15 protein-coding genes are annotated in these 16,459 nt (G+C 69.8%); 7 read left to right on the top strand and 8 right to left on the bottom strand.

Going from position 1 to position 16,459, the window contains the following annotated elements; all coding sequences use genetic code 11:
* Positions 1-33 precede the first annotated feature (33 nt).
* From AB0I15_RS55375 to AB0I15_RS55390, 4 genes are all read left to right on the top strand, one after another.
* Positions 34-249, top strand: coding sequence for a DUF1918 domain-containing protein (locus tag AB0I15_RS55375; RefSeq protein ID WP_358116011.1), 216 nt, complete (start codon positions 34-36; stop codon positions 247-249).
* Between the two features lie 515 nt (positions 250-764).
* Entirely contained in the window at positions 765-3,290 is a 2,526-nt protein-coding gene (locus AB0I15_RS55380) for a cation-transporting P-type ATPase (protein WP_358116014.1), read from the top strand.
* Between the two features lie 401 nt (positions 3,291-3,691).
* A complete protein-coding gene (locus AB0I15_RS55385; protein WP_358116017.1) occupies positions 3,692-4,570 on the top strand; it encodes a universal stress protein in 879 nt (292 codons plus the stop codon).
* A gap of 226 nt (positions 4,571-4,796) precedes the next feature.
* Positions 4,797-6,005 carry an acetate kinase gene (locus tag AB0I15_RS55390; RefSeq protein ID WP_358116020.1) on the top strand — a complete coding sequence of 403 codons (1,209 nt, stop codon included), beginning with the start codon at positions 4,797-4,799 and terminating at the stop codon, positions 6,003-6,005.
* A 91-nt stretch (positions 6,006-6,096) separates the two neighbouring features.
* Here the strand turns inward: AB0I15_RS55390 and pta are convergent, their stop codons facing one another.
* Positions 6,097-8,172: a phosphate acetyltransferase gene (pta, locus tag AB0I15_RS55395; protein WP_358116022.1), complete on the bottom strand. Its 2,076-nt coding sequence runs from the start codon at positions 8,170-8,172 to the stop codon at positions 6,097-6,099.
* Between the two features lie 103 nt (positions 8,173-8,275).
* Positions 8,276-9,004: a hypothetical protein gene (locus tag AB0I15_RS55400; RefSeq protein WP_358116025.1), complete on the bottom strand. Its 729-nt coding sequence runs from the start codon at positions 9,002-9,004 to the stop codon at positions 8,276-8,278.
* A 260-nt stretch (positions 9,005-9,264) separates the two neighbouring features.
* Here AB0I15_RS55400 and AB0I15_RS55405 point away from each other — a divergent pair, with 260 nt between their 5' ends.
* A complete protein-coding gene (locus tag AB0I15_RS55405; RefSeq protein ID WP_358116028.1) occupies positions 9,265-9,540 on the top strand; it encodes a DUF4342 domain-containing protein in 276 nt (91 codons plus the stop codon).
* 270 nt (positions 9,541-9,810) lie between these two features.
* The gene (locus AB0I15_RS55410; protein ID WP_358116031.1) at positions 9,811-10,446 is read left to right on the top strand and encodes a hypothetical protein; all 636 of its coding nucleotides are present in this window, start codon (positions 9,811-9,813) and stop codon (positions 10,444-10,446) included.
* A 588-nt stretch (positions 10,447-11,034) separates the two neighbouring features.
* Here the strand turns inward: AB0I15_RS55410 and AB0I15_RS55415 are convergent.
* From AB0I15_RS55415 to AB0I15_RS55440, 6 genes are all read right to left on the bottom strand, one after another.
* On the bottom strand, positions 11,035-11,253 hold the full coding sequence (locus tag AB0I15_RS55415) for a PLD nuclease N-terminal domain-containing protein (RefSeq protein ID WP_358116033.1): 219 nt from the start codon (positions 11,251-11,253) through the stop codon (positions 11,035-11,037).
* A 151-nt stretch (positions 11,254-11,404) separates the two neighbouring features.
* Positions 11,405-11,923 (bottom strand): flavodoxin domain-containing protein, encoded by a 519-nt coding sequence (locus AB0I15_RS55420; RefSeq protein WP_358116035.1) that lies wholly within the window; start codon positions 11,921-11,923, stop codon positions 11,405-11,407.
* Position 11,924: 1 nt separating this feature from the next.
* A complete protein-coding gene (locus tag AB0I15_RS55425; protein ID WP_358116037.1) occupies positions 11,925-12,404 on the bottom strand; it encodes a CBS domain-containing protein in 480 nt (159 codons plus the stop codon).
* Positions 12,401-13,240: a universal stress protein gene (locus AB0I15_RS55430; protein ID WP_358116039.1), complete on the bottom strand. Its 840-nt coding sequence runs from the start codon at positions 13,238-13,240 to the stop codon at positions 12,401-12,403. Before AB0I15_RS55430 ends, AB0I15_RS55425 begins: the two co-directional genes overlap by 4 nt.
* 192 nt (positions 13,241-13,432) lie before the next feature.
* Positions 13,433-14,416 (bottom strand): type I glyceraldehyde-3-phosphate dehydrogenase, encoded by a 984-nt coding sequence (gap, locus tag AB0I15_RS55435; RefSeq protein ID WP_358116042.1) that lies wholly within the window; start codon positions 14,414-14,416, stop codon positions 13,433-13,435.
* 145 nt (positions 14,417-14,561) lie between these two features.
* Entirely contained in the window at positions 14,562-14,750 is a 189-nt protein-coding gene (locus AB0I15_RS55440; RefSeq protein ID WP_358116045.1) for a hypothetical protein, read from the bottom strand.
* A gap of 343 nt (positions 14,751-15,093) precedes the next feature.
* On the opposite strand from AB0I15_RS55440, the gene AB0I15_RS55445 reads away from it, so the two are divergent.
* Positions 15,094-16,137: a zinc-dependent alcohol dehydrogenase family protein gene (locus AB0I15_RS55445; RefSeq protein WP_358116047.1), complete on the top strand. Its 1,044-nt coding sequence runs from the start codon at positions 15,094-15,096 to the stop codon at positions 16,135-16,137.
* The last annotated feature ends 322 nt before the right edge of the window (positions 16,138-16,459 follow it).

Consider the following 16,459-nt stretch of genomic DNA (forward strand, 5'->3'; position numbering starts at 1 on the left):
GGACCTCGCCACCGTTGAGGGGAGAAGAACGCGATGAAGGCAGCAATTGGAGACCGACTGATCGTCGAGAGCGCCCACGATCATGAGCCTCGGCGGATCGGGGTGATCACGCAACTGCGCCACGATGACGGTTCCCCACCGTATGTCGTGCATTGGATGGACTCCGAACACGAAACCCTCGTGTACCCAGGACCGGATGCCCACGTGGTGAGCAAGCAAGAGCGGGAAGCATCGCTTCCGCGTCCGTGAACGCGGGTGCCCATTCTGGCTCGGCAGCGCCCGGGAATCGTCGTCCGGATTCGTCCAAGGCGGCGGCACGCGTGGCCTCGGCGCGCGTGCCGCCAGGCACGGCTCGCCACCTTGCTCGGCGGTCAGCGGCTCATCCTCATGACGTCCGCCCGCCCCGTGGCCGAACCACCGCGACCAGCTCGCACCCGGGCCCTTGACCCGCCGCGGGATCACCCCCTCCTGGGCCGTACGCTGCCGATGCTCGCCGACACGCTGCTGTAGGCGGCCGAAACGGTGCTTCGTGGGATTGACGCCGCGAGGACCGTGTCCGCCCAGTGTTCGTGAACGCCAGAGACCGCCTGCCTCTCGACCTCACGCTCGGCCAGGACGGCTGGACTGATCACACGCAGACAAGGGCCATTCGACCGTGCCGCGATGGACTTTCGCATCTGGTCCGGCTGTTCAACACCTGCGAAAACAGGGAGGGAAGATGATGGACGTGGCCGGCCCGAAGACGGCAGATCAGAGAGGAAGACATGGTGATCTCCGCATCCTCTGGCTTGTCGTCCGTCGAGGCGGCTGCGCGTCTGGAACGCGATGGAGCCAACCTGCTGCCGCAGAAGCCGCCCATTCCGTTGTGGCGACGGGTGGTCACCCAGATCCGAGATCCGCTGATCATCGTCCTGCTCGTGGCGGCGGCGTTGACCATCGTCGCGGGCGACTGGACCGACACCGCCGTCATCATGCTCGTGATCGTGGTGAACACCTCTGTCGGCGTTGTGCAGGAGGTTCGCGCCGACCGGGCCATCACGGCGTTGTCGCAGCTCACGGCTCCGGTCGCCCGCGTGATCCGTGACGGGGCCCAAACGGAGATCCCGGCGGCCGATGTCGTCGTGGGAGACCTGCTGGTGCTGGCCGAGGGTGACGTCGTCGTGGCCGATGCCACCGTGGTGGAGTCGGCGGCGTTGCTCGTCGACGAGTCGTCGTTGACCGGCGAGTCGGTGCCGGTGGACAAGTCCGGCGACGAACCGCTCTCCTCCGGCACCGTCGTGGTGAGGGGCAGGGGCCGCGCCGTGGTCACCGCGGTCGGGGCGGCCAGCGCGAGCGGCCGCATCGCGTCCATGATGGTCAAGGGAGCCGGCCTGACGCCGCTGCAGCGCCGCCTGATGGGGGTGGGCCGTCTGCTGGCCGGCGTCACGGTGCTGCTGTCCACGGTGGTGCTGGCCTTGGGGCTGGTCCGCGGGCAGCCGGTCGAGTTGATGGTGGTGACCGCCATCAGCCTCGTGGTGGCGGCGGTTCCGGAGTCGCTGCCCGCCGTCGTGACCTTGAGCCTGGCCCTGGGAGCCCGCCGGATGGCCGCGCGCAACGCCCTCGTACGCAGGCTGCCCGCCGTGGAGACTCTGGGCTCGGTGACCGTGCTCGCCACCGACAAGACCGGAACCCTCACCGAGGGCCGGATGGTCACCCGGCACGTGTGGACCCCTGCGGGGGAGGCCACGATCACCGGCTCCGGATACGCACCCGACGGCGAGATCGTCCGGGACGAATCCCTTGACGAGGCGAGCCTTGCCACCCTGCTGACGGCGGCCGTGCTGTGCAACGACGCGCGGTTGTCGCCACCGTACGACCCCGGCGAGGAGTGGACGGCGCTGGGCGACCCGACCGAGGCGGCCCTGCTCACCGCCGCCGCCAAACTCGGCCTGGATCGCAAGGACCTGCACGAGCGCTTCCCGCGCGCCGCCGAGCACCCCTTCGACAGCGAGCGCAAGCGGATGAGCACCGTACACCGCCTGCCCGGCGGCCACGGCCGGACGATCTGCAAGGGAGCTCCCGAAGCGCTGCTTCACCCGCCAGTCCTGATCGACGACCCGGCGCTGCTGACCCGCGCGGCCGAACGGGCCGAGCAGTTCGCCCAGGCCGGGTACCGCGTCCTGGCAGTGGCCGCCACCGAGCTGGACACCGTTCCTGAGACGGCACACGAGAGCGGATTGTCGCTGCTCGGGCTCGTCGCGATCCAGGATCCGCCGCGTCCTGCGGCCGCCGCCGCGATCGCCGACTGCAAGCAGGCCGGTATCAGGCCGCTCCTCATCACCGGCGACCACCCCGGGACCGCTCGTGCCGTCGCCACCGATCTGGGCATCATCGCCGCGGGCGACCCGGTCGTGGACTGCCGCGACCCCAGGGCCCGCGATCAGATCGGAGCCGGCGTGTACGCCCGGGCCACCCCTGAGCAGAAGCTCCAGATCATCCAGGACCTGCGAGAACGCGGCGAAACCCTCGCCATGACCGGTGATGGCGTCAACGACGGCCCCGCGCTGCGACGCGCCGACATCGGCGTGGCCATGGGCAAACGCGGCACCGAGGTCGCCCGCCAGGCGGCCGACCTCGTCCTCGCGGACGACAACCTGGACACCGTCGTCGCAGCCGTCGAAGAGGGGCGCCGCGTCTACGCGAACATCCGCCGGTTCCTGGTCTATGGCCTCTCGGGGGGCGCCGCCGAGATCGCGGTGATGCTGCTGGGGCCGTTCGTCGGCCTCGCGCTTCCCTTGCTGCCCGCCCAGATCCTCTGGATCAACCTGCTCACCCACGGGCTGCCCGGCGTGGCCCTCGGCGGCGAACCGGCCGTACCCGGATCCATGACCGCCCCACCCCGGCCGCCCACCCAGAGCATCCTGGGCGCCGGGCTGTGGCAGCGCCTGATCAGGATCGCCGTCGTCCTGACCGCCGTCACCCTGGGCGTCGCACTCTGGGCTCACGCCACCGGACGGCCGTGGCAGAGCATGGCCTTCTTCGCGCTCGGCGCCACTCAGCTCGGCGTCGCGCTCGGCTCCCGCACCAGACCCGGCACACTGGCCAACCCCATGCTGCTCCTCGCCGTCGCCGGCGCGTTCCTCCTGCAACTCGCCGCACTGTACGTACCACCGCTGCGAGAACTCCTCAGCACCCAGCCCTTGCCTCTGAGCGACCTGCTGATCGTCACCGCGCTGTCCGCCCTCGGCTACGCCGCCGTACGTCTCGACCGGATCCTGCACCCGTCCCGCCGGCCGCAGGATCGACGCTGATCGGTGGCGACCGGCCGGGGCGGCACCCCTCCGGCCAGGTTCCTCCCGGTTCGGATTCCCGCGCCTCAGCGGCGGGACCTTCAACCCTGTCTCATGACCCTGGCAGGACAGGAGGAGGGCTATCACGACCTGTGCTGTATGTCTCCATGGGAGAAGACCGGTGCGTCACGCGAAGGCACTGTCTCCTGGCCATGCCGCGACGCCGAGCAGCCAGACCGGAAGCGCCGGACCCTCTCCTGCAGATGACTGAATCTCAGAGCCGTCGGCCCAAGCCGAGTCCGGGACGGGGGTCAAGGCAAGCGAGACAAGGCCAAGAGTTTCATCACCCGTGGGCCGCATCTCATCGGTCAAGGGGAAAGCTCCTGCGGCAAGACCAGAGAATTTCCTTTCCGGAGGCGGCAGTGAACGATGGATATGCTGGTCGGCCCATCCTGGTCGGCTACGACGACTCGCCGGGGAGCCACCAGGCGCTGAGTTGGGCGCTCGACGAGGCGCGGCTGCGGGGGCTGCCCGTGCTGGTCTGTCATGCCCTGCACTGGCCCTATGCCCTCAGGCCGGTGGCACGGGAGGTTCTGGAGCAGATCGAACAGGTCGCTCTCGGCGTCGTTGAGGACGGCGTCCGCCGTGCTCAGGAGTTGGCGCCGGAGGTCGATGCCCAGCCGCTGCTCGGCAGAGGCACACCCTCGGCGGTGATCCTGGAGGCCGCACGCGACGCCGAGGTGGCGGTGCTCGGCTCTCGCGGGCACGGAGGGTTCGATGGCCTCCAGGTGGGGTCCGCCGCCGTTCAGGTGCCCGCGCACAGTGCCAGGCCGGTCGTCGTCGTACGGCCCCTCCTGCCACCGAGCGGCCAGGAGGTCCGGATCGTGGTCGGCGTCGACGGCTCACCCGCGAGCCTGGCGGCCTTCGATTTCGCTCTGGACGAGGCCGCGCTGCGTGGCGGCATCCTGACAGCCCTGTGCTGCTGGGCAGATTGCGGATCATCGTCGTGGCCCGATCCGCTGCCCTTCGTGGATTCGCACGCACTGCGCAAGGGGGCGGAGGCCCGCTTCCGTGAAGTCGCATCCCAGCTGGCTCGCAGGCACCCCGAGGTGCCGGTCGTGACTGATTTCGTGGCGGAGCGACCCCAGCGCGCACTGATCGACGCGGCCAAGGGCGCGACGCTCCTCGTGCTCGGCAGCCGGGGAAACGAGTCACCTCCCTGCCTCCTGCTCGGACCGGTCACCCAGACCGCACTGCTCGATGCCTGGTGCCCGGTCGCGGTGACTCCGTCACCCGGCTGATCCCGCTACACCCACCGGGCTGCTTGTCAGGCGGTGTCTGCGATTCCCGCCGGCTGGCGCCGCTGAGCCGGGACCATACCCAAGGGGCCGGCACTCGACCGCGACCCTCGCTGAACGAAATGATCCAGCTCCGAGGATGCATCATCGTGCCCTGGAGACGCTGGGCTCGAGGCCCGTACGCATCCTCTCAGTACGAGAAGAACCCAGGCGAAATAGGCTCGTGCGCATGGCCGACCACATCCTTGTCCTGAACACGGGATCCTCTTCGATCAAATACGAGCTCGTGGACCCGCACACTCACCTGCGCTCGGCCAAAGGCCTGGTCGAGCGCATCGGGGAGGAGCAGGGACGGCTCACGCACCGGCACGGAGACAAGCCGCCGTACGTCCGTGACCGTCCCTTCCCCGGCCACGGCGAGGGGCTCGACGCGATGCTGGAAGCCTTCGCCGCCGTGGGGCCCGAGCCGGCCCCGATCGCGGTCGGGCATCGCGTGGTGCACGGCGGTACGAGGTTCACCGAGGCCGTGTTCATCGACGACGAGGTCATCGCCGCCATCGAGGAGTTGACCCCGCTCGCTCCCCTGCACAATCCGGTCAACCTGACCGGCATCCGGCTCGCTCGCAAGGTCTTCCCCGAGGTGCCCCAGGTCGCGGTGTTCGACACCGCGTTCCACCGCACGCTGCCGCCCGAGGCGTACACGTACGCGGTGCCGCGCGACTGGCGCGAACGGCTCGGCGTGCGGCGCTTCGGTTTCCACGGCACCTCCTGCGCGTACGTCTCCCGCCGCGCCGCGGCCGTTCTGGGCCGCGACCTCGCCGAGCTCGACCTGATCGTGCTGCACCTGGGCAACGGCGCCAGCGCGACCGCGATCCGCGGCGGGCGCAGCGTCGACACCTCCATGGGCATGACACCGCTGGAAGGGCTCGTCATGGGCACCCGCTCCGGCGACGTCGACCCCGCCCTGGCCGGCTACCTCGCCCGGGCGGAGGCCCTCGACGCCCGGCAGGTCGAGCACGCGCTCACCCACCAAGGCGGCCTGCTCGCGCTGACCGGGACCAGCGACATGCGCGCGGTACGCGCCCGCGATGACGACGAGGCCACGCTGGCCCTGGAGATCTACGCCCGGCGGATCCGCAAGTACGTCGGGGCGTACTACGCGCTGCTCGGCCGGGTGGACGCGATCGTGTTCACCGGCGGGGTGGGCGAGCACGACGCCGCCACCCGCGCCGCCTCCTTGTCGGGGCTCGATCGGCTCGGCATCGCGGTGGACCCCGCGCACAACGAGACGGAGTCGACCGGTGAGCGGGTGGTGTCCCCCTCCGGCGCAGAGGTGCCCGTCCTCGTCATCCCCACCGACGAGGAGCAGGAGATCGCCCACCAGACCCTCGCCCGGTTGCGAGCCACTCGTTCGTCAGTGGTCGAGCCCGCGCTCTGAGGGTGTGGCCGGCTGATACCCGAAACGGAGGACACCGGGCCGTGATCGGCCCAGTGAGCCGGAGGCAGGTCCCGCCCTCGCCTCCGCCGTCTCAATGACGTTCTGCCGCCTCCAGCAGCCCCTCCCCCTGCGACACCGGCTCGTCGCGCACCTGCGCGGCCGTGACGGCGACGGTGGTGACGATGTCGGCCACGGTGGCACCCCGGGACAGGTCGTTGACCGGCTTGCCCAGTCCCTGGAGCACCGGCCCTACCGCGACGGCGCCGGCACTGCGCTGAACGGCCTTGTAGAGGTTGTTACCGGTGTTGAGGTCGGGCACCACGAAGACCGTGGCGCGTCCGGCCACCTGGCTGCCGGGCATCTTGGTCAGCGCCACCGCGGGATCGACGGCGGCGTCGTACTGGATCGGCCCTTCCACCTGGAGGTCGGGACGGCGCTCGCGGGCCAGCGCGGTGGCGGTGCGGACCTTGTCGACGTCGGCGCCGGCGCCCGAGACGCCCGTCGAGTACGACAGCATCGCGATCCGGGGCTCGACGCCGAACAGCGCGGCGGTGCGGGCCGATGCGATCGCGATGTCGGCGAGCTGCCCCGCGTCCGGATCGGGGTTGACCGCGCAGTCGCCGTACACCAGCACCCGATCGGCCAGGCACATGAAGAACACGCTGGAGACCAGGCCCAGCCGCAGGATCTCGAACGCCGGCCTGATCGTGTGCGCGGTCGTGTGCGCCGCCCCCGACACCATGCCGTCGGCCAGGCCGGTGTGCACCATCAGCGTGCCGAAGTAGGAGACGTCGGTGACGGTGTCGCGGGCCAGCTCGACGGTCATCCCCCGGTGCGCCCGTACCTCGGCGTACTCGCGGGCGAACCGCTCGCGCAGATCCGGGTCGAACGGGCTCAGCACCCTGGCCTCGGCCAGGTCGAGGCCGAGCTGGGCCGCCTGCACCCTGATCCGCCCCTCGTCTCCGAGCAGGGTGAGCTCGGCCACGCCACGGCGCAACAGGACATCGGCCGCGCGCAGGATGCGCGGCTCCTCGCCCTCGGGCAGCACGATGTGCCGGCGGCGGGCGCGCGCCCGGTCCAGCAGCTCGTACTCGAACATCAGCGGTGTGACGACGTCGGTCTTGGTGATGGCCAACCGGTCGAGCAGCAACCGGCCGTCGACGTGCTCGGCGAACAGCCGCAGCGCTGTGTCGATCTTTCCACCGGCCTCGGGCGTGAAGCGGCCCTCCACCGCCGACAGGCGGGTCGCGGTGTCGAAGGTGTCGTGGTCGGTCGCGATCACCGGCAGAGGGATCGTCATGCCGCGCAGCAACCGGTCGACCGGGACCGGCAGATCGGTACCGCCGGTCATCACCACCGCTGACAGCGTGGGGAAGCCCGGCGAGGTGTGCGCCGCGATCAGCCCGGGCAGCAGCGCGGCGGCCCGATCAGACGGAATGATCACCGCGGTCCCGTCGGTGTAGCGGTCAAGGATGCCGGGCAACGACATCGCGCCCACCATCAGCGCGCTCGCCTCCCGGCCGAGCCCATCCCGCTCACCCAGGAAGAAGCTGCCATCACACGCGTCGAGCAGGTCCGCGACGGTCGGCGCCCGCAGGGAGGAGGCCTCCGGCAGCACGAACACCGGTGTCTCATGCGCGATCACGGGCGGCTCGGCGGCCGTCCGGCTGATCACGACCGCGAGCTCACGGGCATGATGGTGCGCGAGCTCTCTGGACGACAGCTCGACCGCCGCGGCGATCTGCGCGGTCGTCCTGCCCCGTCCGCTCACCACGTTGATCACCGGCGTTCCCAGGTCCGCGGCCAGCCTGGCGTTGAACCCGAACTCCGTCGGCGCCCCCACGTCGGTGTAGTCGGTGCCGACCACCACCAGCGCGTCGCACGTGCCGGCGAGAGCACGATAACGCGCCACGACGTCCCCAGCCGCACGCTCCCCGTCGGCGTGCACCTCGTCATAGGTGACACCGGCGCACGCCTCGTAGGGCAGAGCGAGCTGGAACCTGCTCCGGATGGTGTTGATCAGGGCGTCCTCACGGCCCGCCCGCACCACCGGACGAAACACGCCCACGCTCTCCACCTGCCGGGACAGCAGCTCCACCAGACCCAGGGCGACGGTCCCCTTGTTGCTACCGGCCTCGCCCGCGGCGACGTACACAGCACGTGTCATGCCCCTTATTGTCGTCGTCCTCGGGCGCGCATTCTTCGCCGGGGAGGCGACCTCGGGCCGGCCGACCCCTACGGACGTTGAGGTTTTGACGCGCGCTAACAGGTCAACCGCCCCGATCTCCGCTCCCCAGACCGGGTCGTGCTCTGCCGCGCTGTCGCGCCGTCCTCAGCGTTCCCGGCTTCCAGACCATCACGATGAGGGTGGCCACCACGGCCATGATGACCGCGACCGAAGGCTGATCGAAATAGGAGCCATGAACGGGGAAGAGCTGCCAGCCAAGGTTGGTGATCATGTGGAAGGGCGCCATGGCGAAGACGCTGCGGCCGGTGTTGTTGTTCAGCCACACCATGATGACCCGAGTCGCCACCGTGGCCAGCGACCACCAGGCAATCCATGGCGCCGAGCGGTGAGCCTGAAGGAGGGCCGGCCAATGCCACACCGCCCATACCGATCCCACCACGAGACCCGTTCCCAGCGCGCTCCACAACGCTGCGCTCATCGTCAGCACCGACTCTGCGGAGAACTGCGGAGCCGGCACCTCGACCCCGCACAGTCGAAGAAGGACGAACGACGCCACCAGGATGGCCGGATACAGCAGCAGGAGAGGAACATACCAGCCTTTGGCCTCGATCCTGGCGAAGTCGAAAGACTGCCGCAGAAGCGCGGTCACGCTCGCCTCTCCGCCTCGTCGATATTCCAGGATGACCGCGGCCACGACCGGGCAAACGAACACGAAGGCGGCCAGCGGGAAGGCCACCGCTGGCGAACCGTTCAGGGCGCGCGGCGTGCGCGGCGGCCAGAATGGCACAGACCGCCCCAGGATCTGGATCACGGCGTCCGTGTGCAGGCCATGACCGATTCTCATGATCTTTCAAAGGCGCTTTCGCCATCCGGGCCTCGAAACGAGGTCGCACAGGCAATCTCTCCCCTGTGCGCGCTCCGGCTGCTTGGCCACGGCTCCCATCCCTGAGCGCAAGCAACTGGCACCGATGTCATGACTATCGGCGCCACAAGCGGGACCTTGGCCTCAAGCGGGGGCCGATCGTGCCGACGGATCCTGGAATCAGAACCCGAAGGAAGAGGAGCACGACAATGACCGTCACCCAGGAAGAGGTCAAGGTCCGGAGCGCGGAGCTCACCGACAAGATCAAGAGTGTGATCCACGAGGGCAACGTCCACCGGATCATCGTCAAGGACTCCCATGGCCACACCGTGATGGAGATCCCGCTCACGGTCGGCCTGGTGGCGTTCATCACTGCTCCCGCCCTCATCGCCGTGGCGGGACTGGGCGCCGCCGCCGCCGAATGGTCCGTCCAGATCGAACGAGTCATCCAAGGTGAGCTGGACGGACAACTCCCGAAGGCCTGACCACGCCGAAGGTCGCAGGTGATGAGACGCAAATCCCCAGCCGGCATCTGCCCCGTCCATCTTCCCCACCGCCGGGGCCCGCAAGGGGCACCGACGGTGGGCAGAGGCGCCTGTGGCCGCCCACCTCAGTCGCACGCGCTGTCGCGGGACGCCAGTCGCCCGCACCGTGTCCTGAACCCCATGGTGTGTGGACACGGACGGGACCTACGGATGGATCAGCACCGCCCTTCGGCCCTACACCGTCATGATCAGGCATGTTGCGATCGAGATATGAAGCCACGTCGCGCCATATACCGCCTTCTCCGGCGGGTGCTGATGTCCCCGGTCATCGGGCTTGCCGGCTACCTGGCCCTCATTCGTCCCCGGCTGCTGCGCTGGGGCGCCACCTGCGGAGAGGCTCAGCGCCCCCTTCCCGGGGATGCGATCGTGCCGCGCGCGCACATCCAGGCCACGCGCGCCATCACCGTCGAGGCCCCGCCCGAGGCCGTGTGGCCGTGGCTGGTGCAGATGGGCGGCCAGCCCCGTGCGGGCTGGTACGGCTACGACCGCGTCACCAACGACGGCCACCCCAGCGCTGAGTCGATCGTCCCGGAACTGCAGCGGCTCGAACGCGGCGATCTGCTGCCGACTCCGCCATTCGGCACCGGGTACACGGTTGAGCAGGTCGAACCGGAGCGGACGATCGTGCTCGCCATCCGGGCCTTCCACGTCAGGATCAGCTGGGCCATCGTCCTGCTCGGCGCGGGCGAGCAGACCCGCCTGCTGTTCCGGCTGCGCGTTTGGTGCCGTCCCGGCCTGCTGGGGCTGGTCTATCTGGTCCTCTCCGAGTCGGCCGATTTCCTGATCACCCGCAAGCAACTGATCACCATCAAGGCTCTCGCCGAATCCACCCACTGCAAGTCCTGAAGGCAGCCGACGCAGTCGGGGCTTACGACCGCCGTCCCGACCGGCTGGAGAAGGCGAGAAGCCTCCCGGGGGTAGACGCCCTGGGTCCCAGATCACGCTGAAGGACGAAGGTCCCACGCCATCAGTCGCTTCCGGCCCTCTCCCCCGGGGACCTCCGCACCTGCTCCGACGCTCTGCCAGGCGCGAGAGTAGGCATCACACGAAGGGACCCGCCGGAGGAGATGATCGAGATGCGGACCACCCAGATAGTCCTGCGGCCCAAGCCGGCCCGCCCCCGACCCGGCATCGACCGCCGGACCCCGTCCGGCCGGACCCTGCCTTACTAGAGATGCCAGCCACCTCGCGCCCAGGCCGAGACCGAGCCCGAGCCACCGGCCGGGCCAGATCGCCCCGGCACGCGCAGTGTCTTTGGTCCTACCGGTCAGGGCCGTTCGCCGCTGTCCCAGAGCAACGACGACCCGCCACCATGGGCTTGTACCCCTCTACGGAGGTGAACCGATCATGATCGGCGGGCGAATGATCATGGAGTCGGCGGCGCTCGACTTCGAGCTGCTGTCCAAAGGCCCACCGGCCACGCCCGCGACCGCCTCAACGCTCGCGCAGGGACCGTCGGCCATACAGCATGTAGGCGACGGGCCCGATGGGCTGAACGAAGATGCCCAGCCACCACAGCCCTTTGCGCCCCCGCACCGCGTCCCGAGGCCGGAACCACAGGTCCACCGCCGCTGCCGCGGTCAGTGCGAACTCGGTTGACACAGCCGCGAGCAGCATGCCCTGCTGTCGTTTCGAAAGCTCATCCCAACGCATCGACTCTGTCCTTCCTTCGAGGTTTCCTCATGACGACACCACCTGGCTCTCGGCCGCTGGTCCCGAGGGGCCAGCGGCCTGTTGCCTGCGCCGGTCGCGACAAGTGCCGCCTCCGTCCGGCCGTTCGGCCCGGTCACCGCGTGAGCGGCGGTCAGGACGCCGGGACCGGGAACGAGGCGGCGAGGTGCTCACCCCACTGCCTGGCCCGCTCCAGCTGGCCCTCCACCAGCGGCCCCTGCGTTCCGGTGACGTAGAAGCTCTCCGCCGGCGCGACCGCCCTGATGCCGAGGCGGCGTAGCCTCTTGGCGATACCCCGCGCGGCCGAGCCGGGCATGCGCGGCTTGGCGATGCGGGTGTCGAAGGCGGCGGACCCGAGCGCCGACGATGGTGTCCGCAGCGAGGCCAGCCATTCCCGTACCCCGTTCCCGCGCGAGACCAGCGGCCCGGGGGCCTGCTGGGCGGCGGACTGGCGGGTGGAGGCCCGGCTCATGGAGAAGGCGTGGGTCGGCCCGCCCACGACGAGCAGCCGGACTTCCTCCGCCACGAGGCCGGGCGCGGAACCGACCTCCACCACCTCGGTGGGCATCCGGGTGGCCAGCCCTTCGGCCACCGCCTCGGCGATCTGCTTGGTGTTGCCGTACATCGATTCGTACACCACTAAAGCGTCCATCTCAGGCCTCTCTCCGGCTTCTTGTGGGCAGGACGGGTTCGAGGTGGAACATCCCGGTGACCACCTCACCCGCCCCATCGCGGGCGTCGCTGCGGCCGGCGACGGCCGACAGCACGTCACGGGCGGTGATCAGCCCGACCAGGGCTCCACGGGAAAGCACCGGCACCGCGTCACCGCCTGCGTCGAGCATGAGGGCCGCCACCCGGGGCAACGGGGTGTCCGGTCTCACCCTGGGCCGGGCCGCGGAGCGGAGCAGGTCGCGGACCTTGCGCTCCGACTGCACCTGCGGCCCGCCCGACCAGGACGCGGCCAGATCCTCACGCGTCAGGATGCCGAGCACATGCTGCCCCTCGACGACCGGCAAGTGATGCACGCCGGCCCGGCGCATCAACTCCCAGGCCATCAGCGGCGACTCATCCGGCTTGACGGCCACCAGAACGCGGCTCATCACCTGCCCGGCAATCAGCTCCTCGACGTTCATGACTCCTCCTGGGTACGCGGCCGCACGACGGCGACCGGGCAGGTCACGTGATGGAGTACGCCATGGCTGACGGATCCCAGCACCGCCGCCGCCAGACCGCCCTGCCCGCGGGAGCCCACCACCACCAGTTCGGCCGTCGCGGCGGCCCTGATCAGGGCCGATACCGGGTGCTCGCACGGCTGCTCGTCCGTGATCAAGAGGTCGGGGTCCCGCTCGCGCCAGAAGGCGACCCGCTGGCGTGCCGCGGCGCTCTGCTCACGAATGACGTCCTCGAGCAGGCGGCTGTAACCGATCGCGTACGGCGAGAAGGCAGGCATCTGCCAGGCGCTGACCACGTGCAACGAGGCGTAGCGGGCCCGAGCCTGCCCGACGGCGTACGTCATGGCCGCCTCCGAGTGCCCGGAACCGTCGTACCCGACCACGATCCTGTCCTGCCGCGCCTGCGCGGAGCCGCGGACGATGACGACGGGCCCGGCGGCGTGCCCGGCGACGGCCAAGCCCACGGAGCCGAGCACCAGGCCGGCGAACCCGCCCAGTCCCCGGCTGCCCAGCACCAGGCTGTCGGCCGCCGCCGACTCGCCGATCAGACGCTTGGTGATCGTGCCCGCGAGCAGTTCGGTGCTCACCTCGACGCCGCGTGCGAGCTCGCGCGCCCGGTCGGCGGCGGCCTTCAGCATGCCGGCGCGGGCAGCGGCGTCCTCGCCGTGCGAGGGCCGCTCACACACGTGCACGATCTTGAGGTCCAGCCCTCGCTGTCGCGCGTCGGCGGCGGCCCACTCCACTGCCGCGCTCGCCGGTGCGGACCCGTCCACGCCGACCACGATGTGACCCGTCATCCTGTATCCCTCCCATGTGGTCCCTCACTCTGACCCTCGCGGCAACGAGGGCAGCCCGCCCGGGGACGAAGTCCTGAATGAGGGTGCCGTTGGTCCTCTGACAGGCCGTCGGGCTCGGGGACGGGCGGCGTACGGTGCCTGTCCCCGAGCCGATGGCTCAGGAGCCGGGCGAGCCTGCAAGCGATCACGGACTCAGGTCATCCGCTCGGCCATCTCGACCAGTCGGTTGGCGTAACCCCACTCGTTGTCGTACCAGCCGAAGACCTTGACGAGATCGCCCCCGGCCTGGGTGAGGGCCGAATCGAACACGCACGAGGCGGCGTCGCCGATGATGTCGCGGGAGACGAGCGGGTCGGTGCTGTAGCGCAGGATGCCCCGCAACTCGTCCTGGGCCGCGGCCGCGAAAGCGTCGTTGACCTCCTGCGCGGTGACGGGACGGCTGAGCTGGGCGCTGAGGTCGGTGATGGAGCCGTCCTCCACGGGGACGCGGATGGCGATGCCGTCCAGGCGACCATTGAGCTCGGGCAGAACCTGACCGACCATGCGCGCGGCGCCCGTGGTGGTCGGCACGATGTTGACCGCCGCGGAGCGGGCTCTGCGCGGATCCTTGTGCGGAGCGTCCAGCAGCATCTGGTCGCCGGTGTAGGCGTGGATGGTGGTCATGAATCCTCGGACGAGACCGAACCGCTGGTGGAGCACCTTCACCATCGGGGCCACGCAGTTCGTGGTGCACGAGGCCAGTGAGACGATCTCGTGCCGGACGGGATCGTAGGCGGCGTCGTTGACGCCGGGCACGATCGTGATGTCCAGCCCCTTGCCCGGGGCTGACAGCAGGACCTTGCGCGCGCCGGCCTTGAGATGGCCGGCGAGCGCGTCCCGGGTCCGGAAGCGGCCGGTGGCGTCTATGACCAGTTCCACGTCGTGGGCCCGCCATTCGACGGCGGACGGGTCGGCGCAGGACGTGACAGGGATGATGGTGCCGTTGACGTCCAGCGCGTCGGCGGAGGCGGTGACGGGCAGGTCCAGCACGCCGTACGTGGAGTCGTACTTGAGCAGGTGGGCCAGAGCGGCCGCGTCGGTGATGTCGTTGATGGCGACGACGTCCAGGCCGGTGCGGAGCGCACGGCGCAGGACGGCCCGGCCGATCCGGCCGAACCCATTGATTCCGATTCTCATACCGCCATCGTCGGCCGCCTCGGGTCTCTCGATCAGAGGCGACAGTCCATCATCGATGGGACCTTTGGACCTGCCGGGTGACCATCCCGCCCCGCGGCCCGCGCCCCTGCCATGAAGCTCCGCGTTCCGGCCTTCGCGCGTGCCATCAGGAAGCGTGCAGTTCGAGCATGAAAGCAGCGGCGAGCGCCGGCGCGCACGGCCAGGCGGCGCCGCAGGAGAGGCAGGTGTGCTCCGCGCCGGCTCGATGAATGTCCAGGGCTCCGGCCGCACGGACGAAGTACGTCTCGGCCAGCGGGTCGTCATGAACGCGCGTCGTACCAAGGAGAACGGCCATTTCGATCACCCTCACTCGCCTCATCGTCTTGCGGATGTCATGACCTTCTCTCCGCGCGCTGCCGACCGCCGGAGGCGAACGTCACCGCGCGATGTGTCCTAAGTCACATCTCGCCCAGAGGGCCGGCCTGGATCACCACCGCGTGTACGGCTCCCGGCGCTGCGAGCCCGGTCCGCCGCCTCGCCGCGATCGAGGGGCGAAGCCGCAACGGCTCGGAGACGTCCCGAGGCCCCTTTCCCCGGCGAAAGACCCGGGGCTCAGGACCTTCGTCCCTGGTCACTCACCCCGCTCAAGGGTCAGCGTGGAAGGGAAGGAGCAGGAAGAAGAGGGACAACGAGGAGACATGATGAAGGCGCTCATCTACCACGGGCCCCAGCGGCGCTCCTGGGAGGACACGCCCGACCCGCAGATCGTCGACCCCACCGATGCGGTCGTACGGGTCGACGCGGTCACCATCTGTGGCACCGACCTGCACATCCTCAAAGGCGACGTGCCCGCGGTGCGGCCCGGAACGATCCTCGGCCACGAGGCGGTCGGCACGGTGATGGCGACCGGCGCCTCGGTCAGCACGATCAAGCAGGGAGACCGGGTCCTGGTCTCGTGCATCTCGGCGTGCGGCCGCTGCCGCTACTGCCGTACCGGCATGTTCGGCCAGTGTCTCGGCGGAGGTGGCTGGATCCTGGGCCACCGCGTCAACGGCACCCAGGCCGAGCAGGTCCGGGTCCCGTTCGCCGACACCTCCACCCACGTGCTGCCCGACGGCGTCGACGACGAGGCGGCACTGATGCTCGCCGACATCCTGCCCACCGCCTACGAGGTCGGCGTCCTCAACGGCCAGGTACGACCCGGCGACACGGTGGCCGTGATCGGGGCGGGCCCGATCGGGCTGGCCGCCATCACCACCGCGCACCTGTTCACACCGAGTCACATCGTCGCGGTCGATCCCGCCCCCGCCCGGCTGGAAGCCGCCAAGCGGCTCGGCGCGGACCTGCTCATCGGCGCCGGCGACGACGCCGCCGCAGCGGTCGCCGAGCTGACCGGCGGACTGGGCGCCGACGTGGCCATCGAAGCCGTCGGCATCCCGGAGACCTTCGAGCTCTGCACCCGCCTGGTACGCCCGGGCGGCCACGTCGCCAACGTCGGCGTGCACGGCGCACCCGCCACCCTGCACCTCGAAGACCTATGGATCCGCAACCTGACCATCACGACCGGCCTGGTCGACACCTACTCCACCCCGGCTCTCCTGGACATGATCGCCGCCGGACGACTCGACCCCAGGACCTTCATCACCCACCGCTTCGCGCTGAACGATATCGCCGCCGCCTACGACACCTTCTCCGACCCCATGACGAGCGGGGCGCTGAAGATCGTCCTGACCCGCGGCTGACAGGAAGCACCTGAATGCCGCTGCGCCCGCCTTTCCGGTCCCCCTGACGCCTCGCAGGCGCCTTTCTTCGATCGCTCACCAATCGGGTGACCGGGGTGCATGGCTGCGCCCCGGTCCCCTCAGAACCGGACAGACGGAGTTTCCCCGCATCTCGGCTCAAGGGGTATCACACCTTGAAGTGACAACCTCCACGGCGCGCACCGACTGGGATCTCACGCGTACCGCTGCGGTGTCGGTGGAGATCGTTAGGGTTCGGTGCATGTCTGATGAGCGCATGATGCGTGGTCATGTGGGCCATTCGCATGGTCGTGCCACCTACTCC

Source organism: Nonomuraea sp. NPDC050643 (assembly GCF_040654715.1).
Lineage (GTDB): Bacteria > Actinomycetota > Actinomycetes > Streptosporangiales > Streptosporangiaceae > Nonomuraea.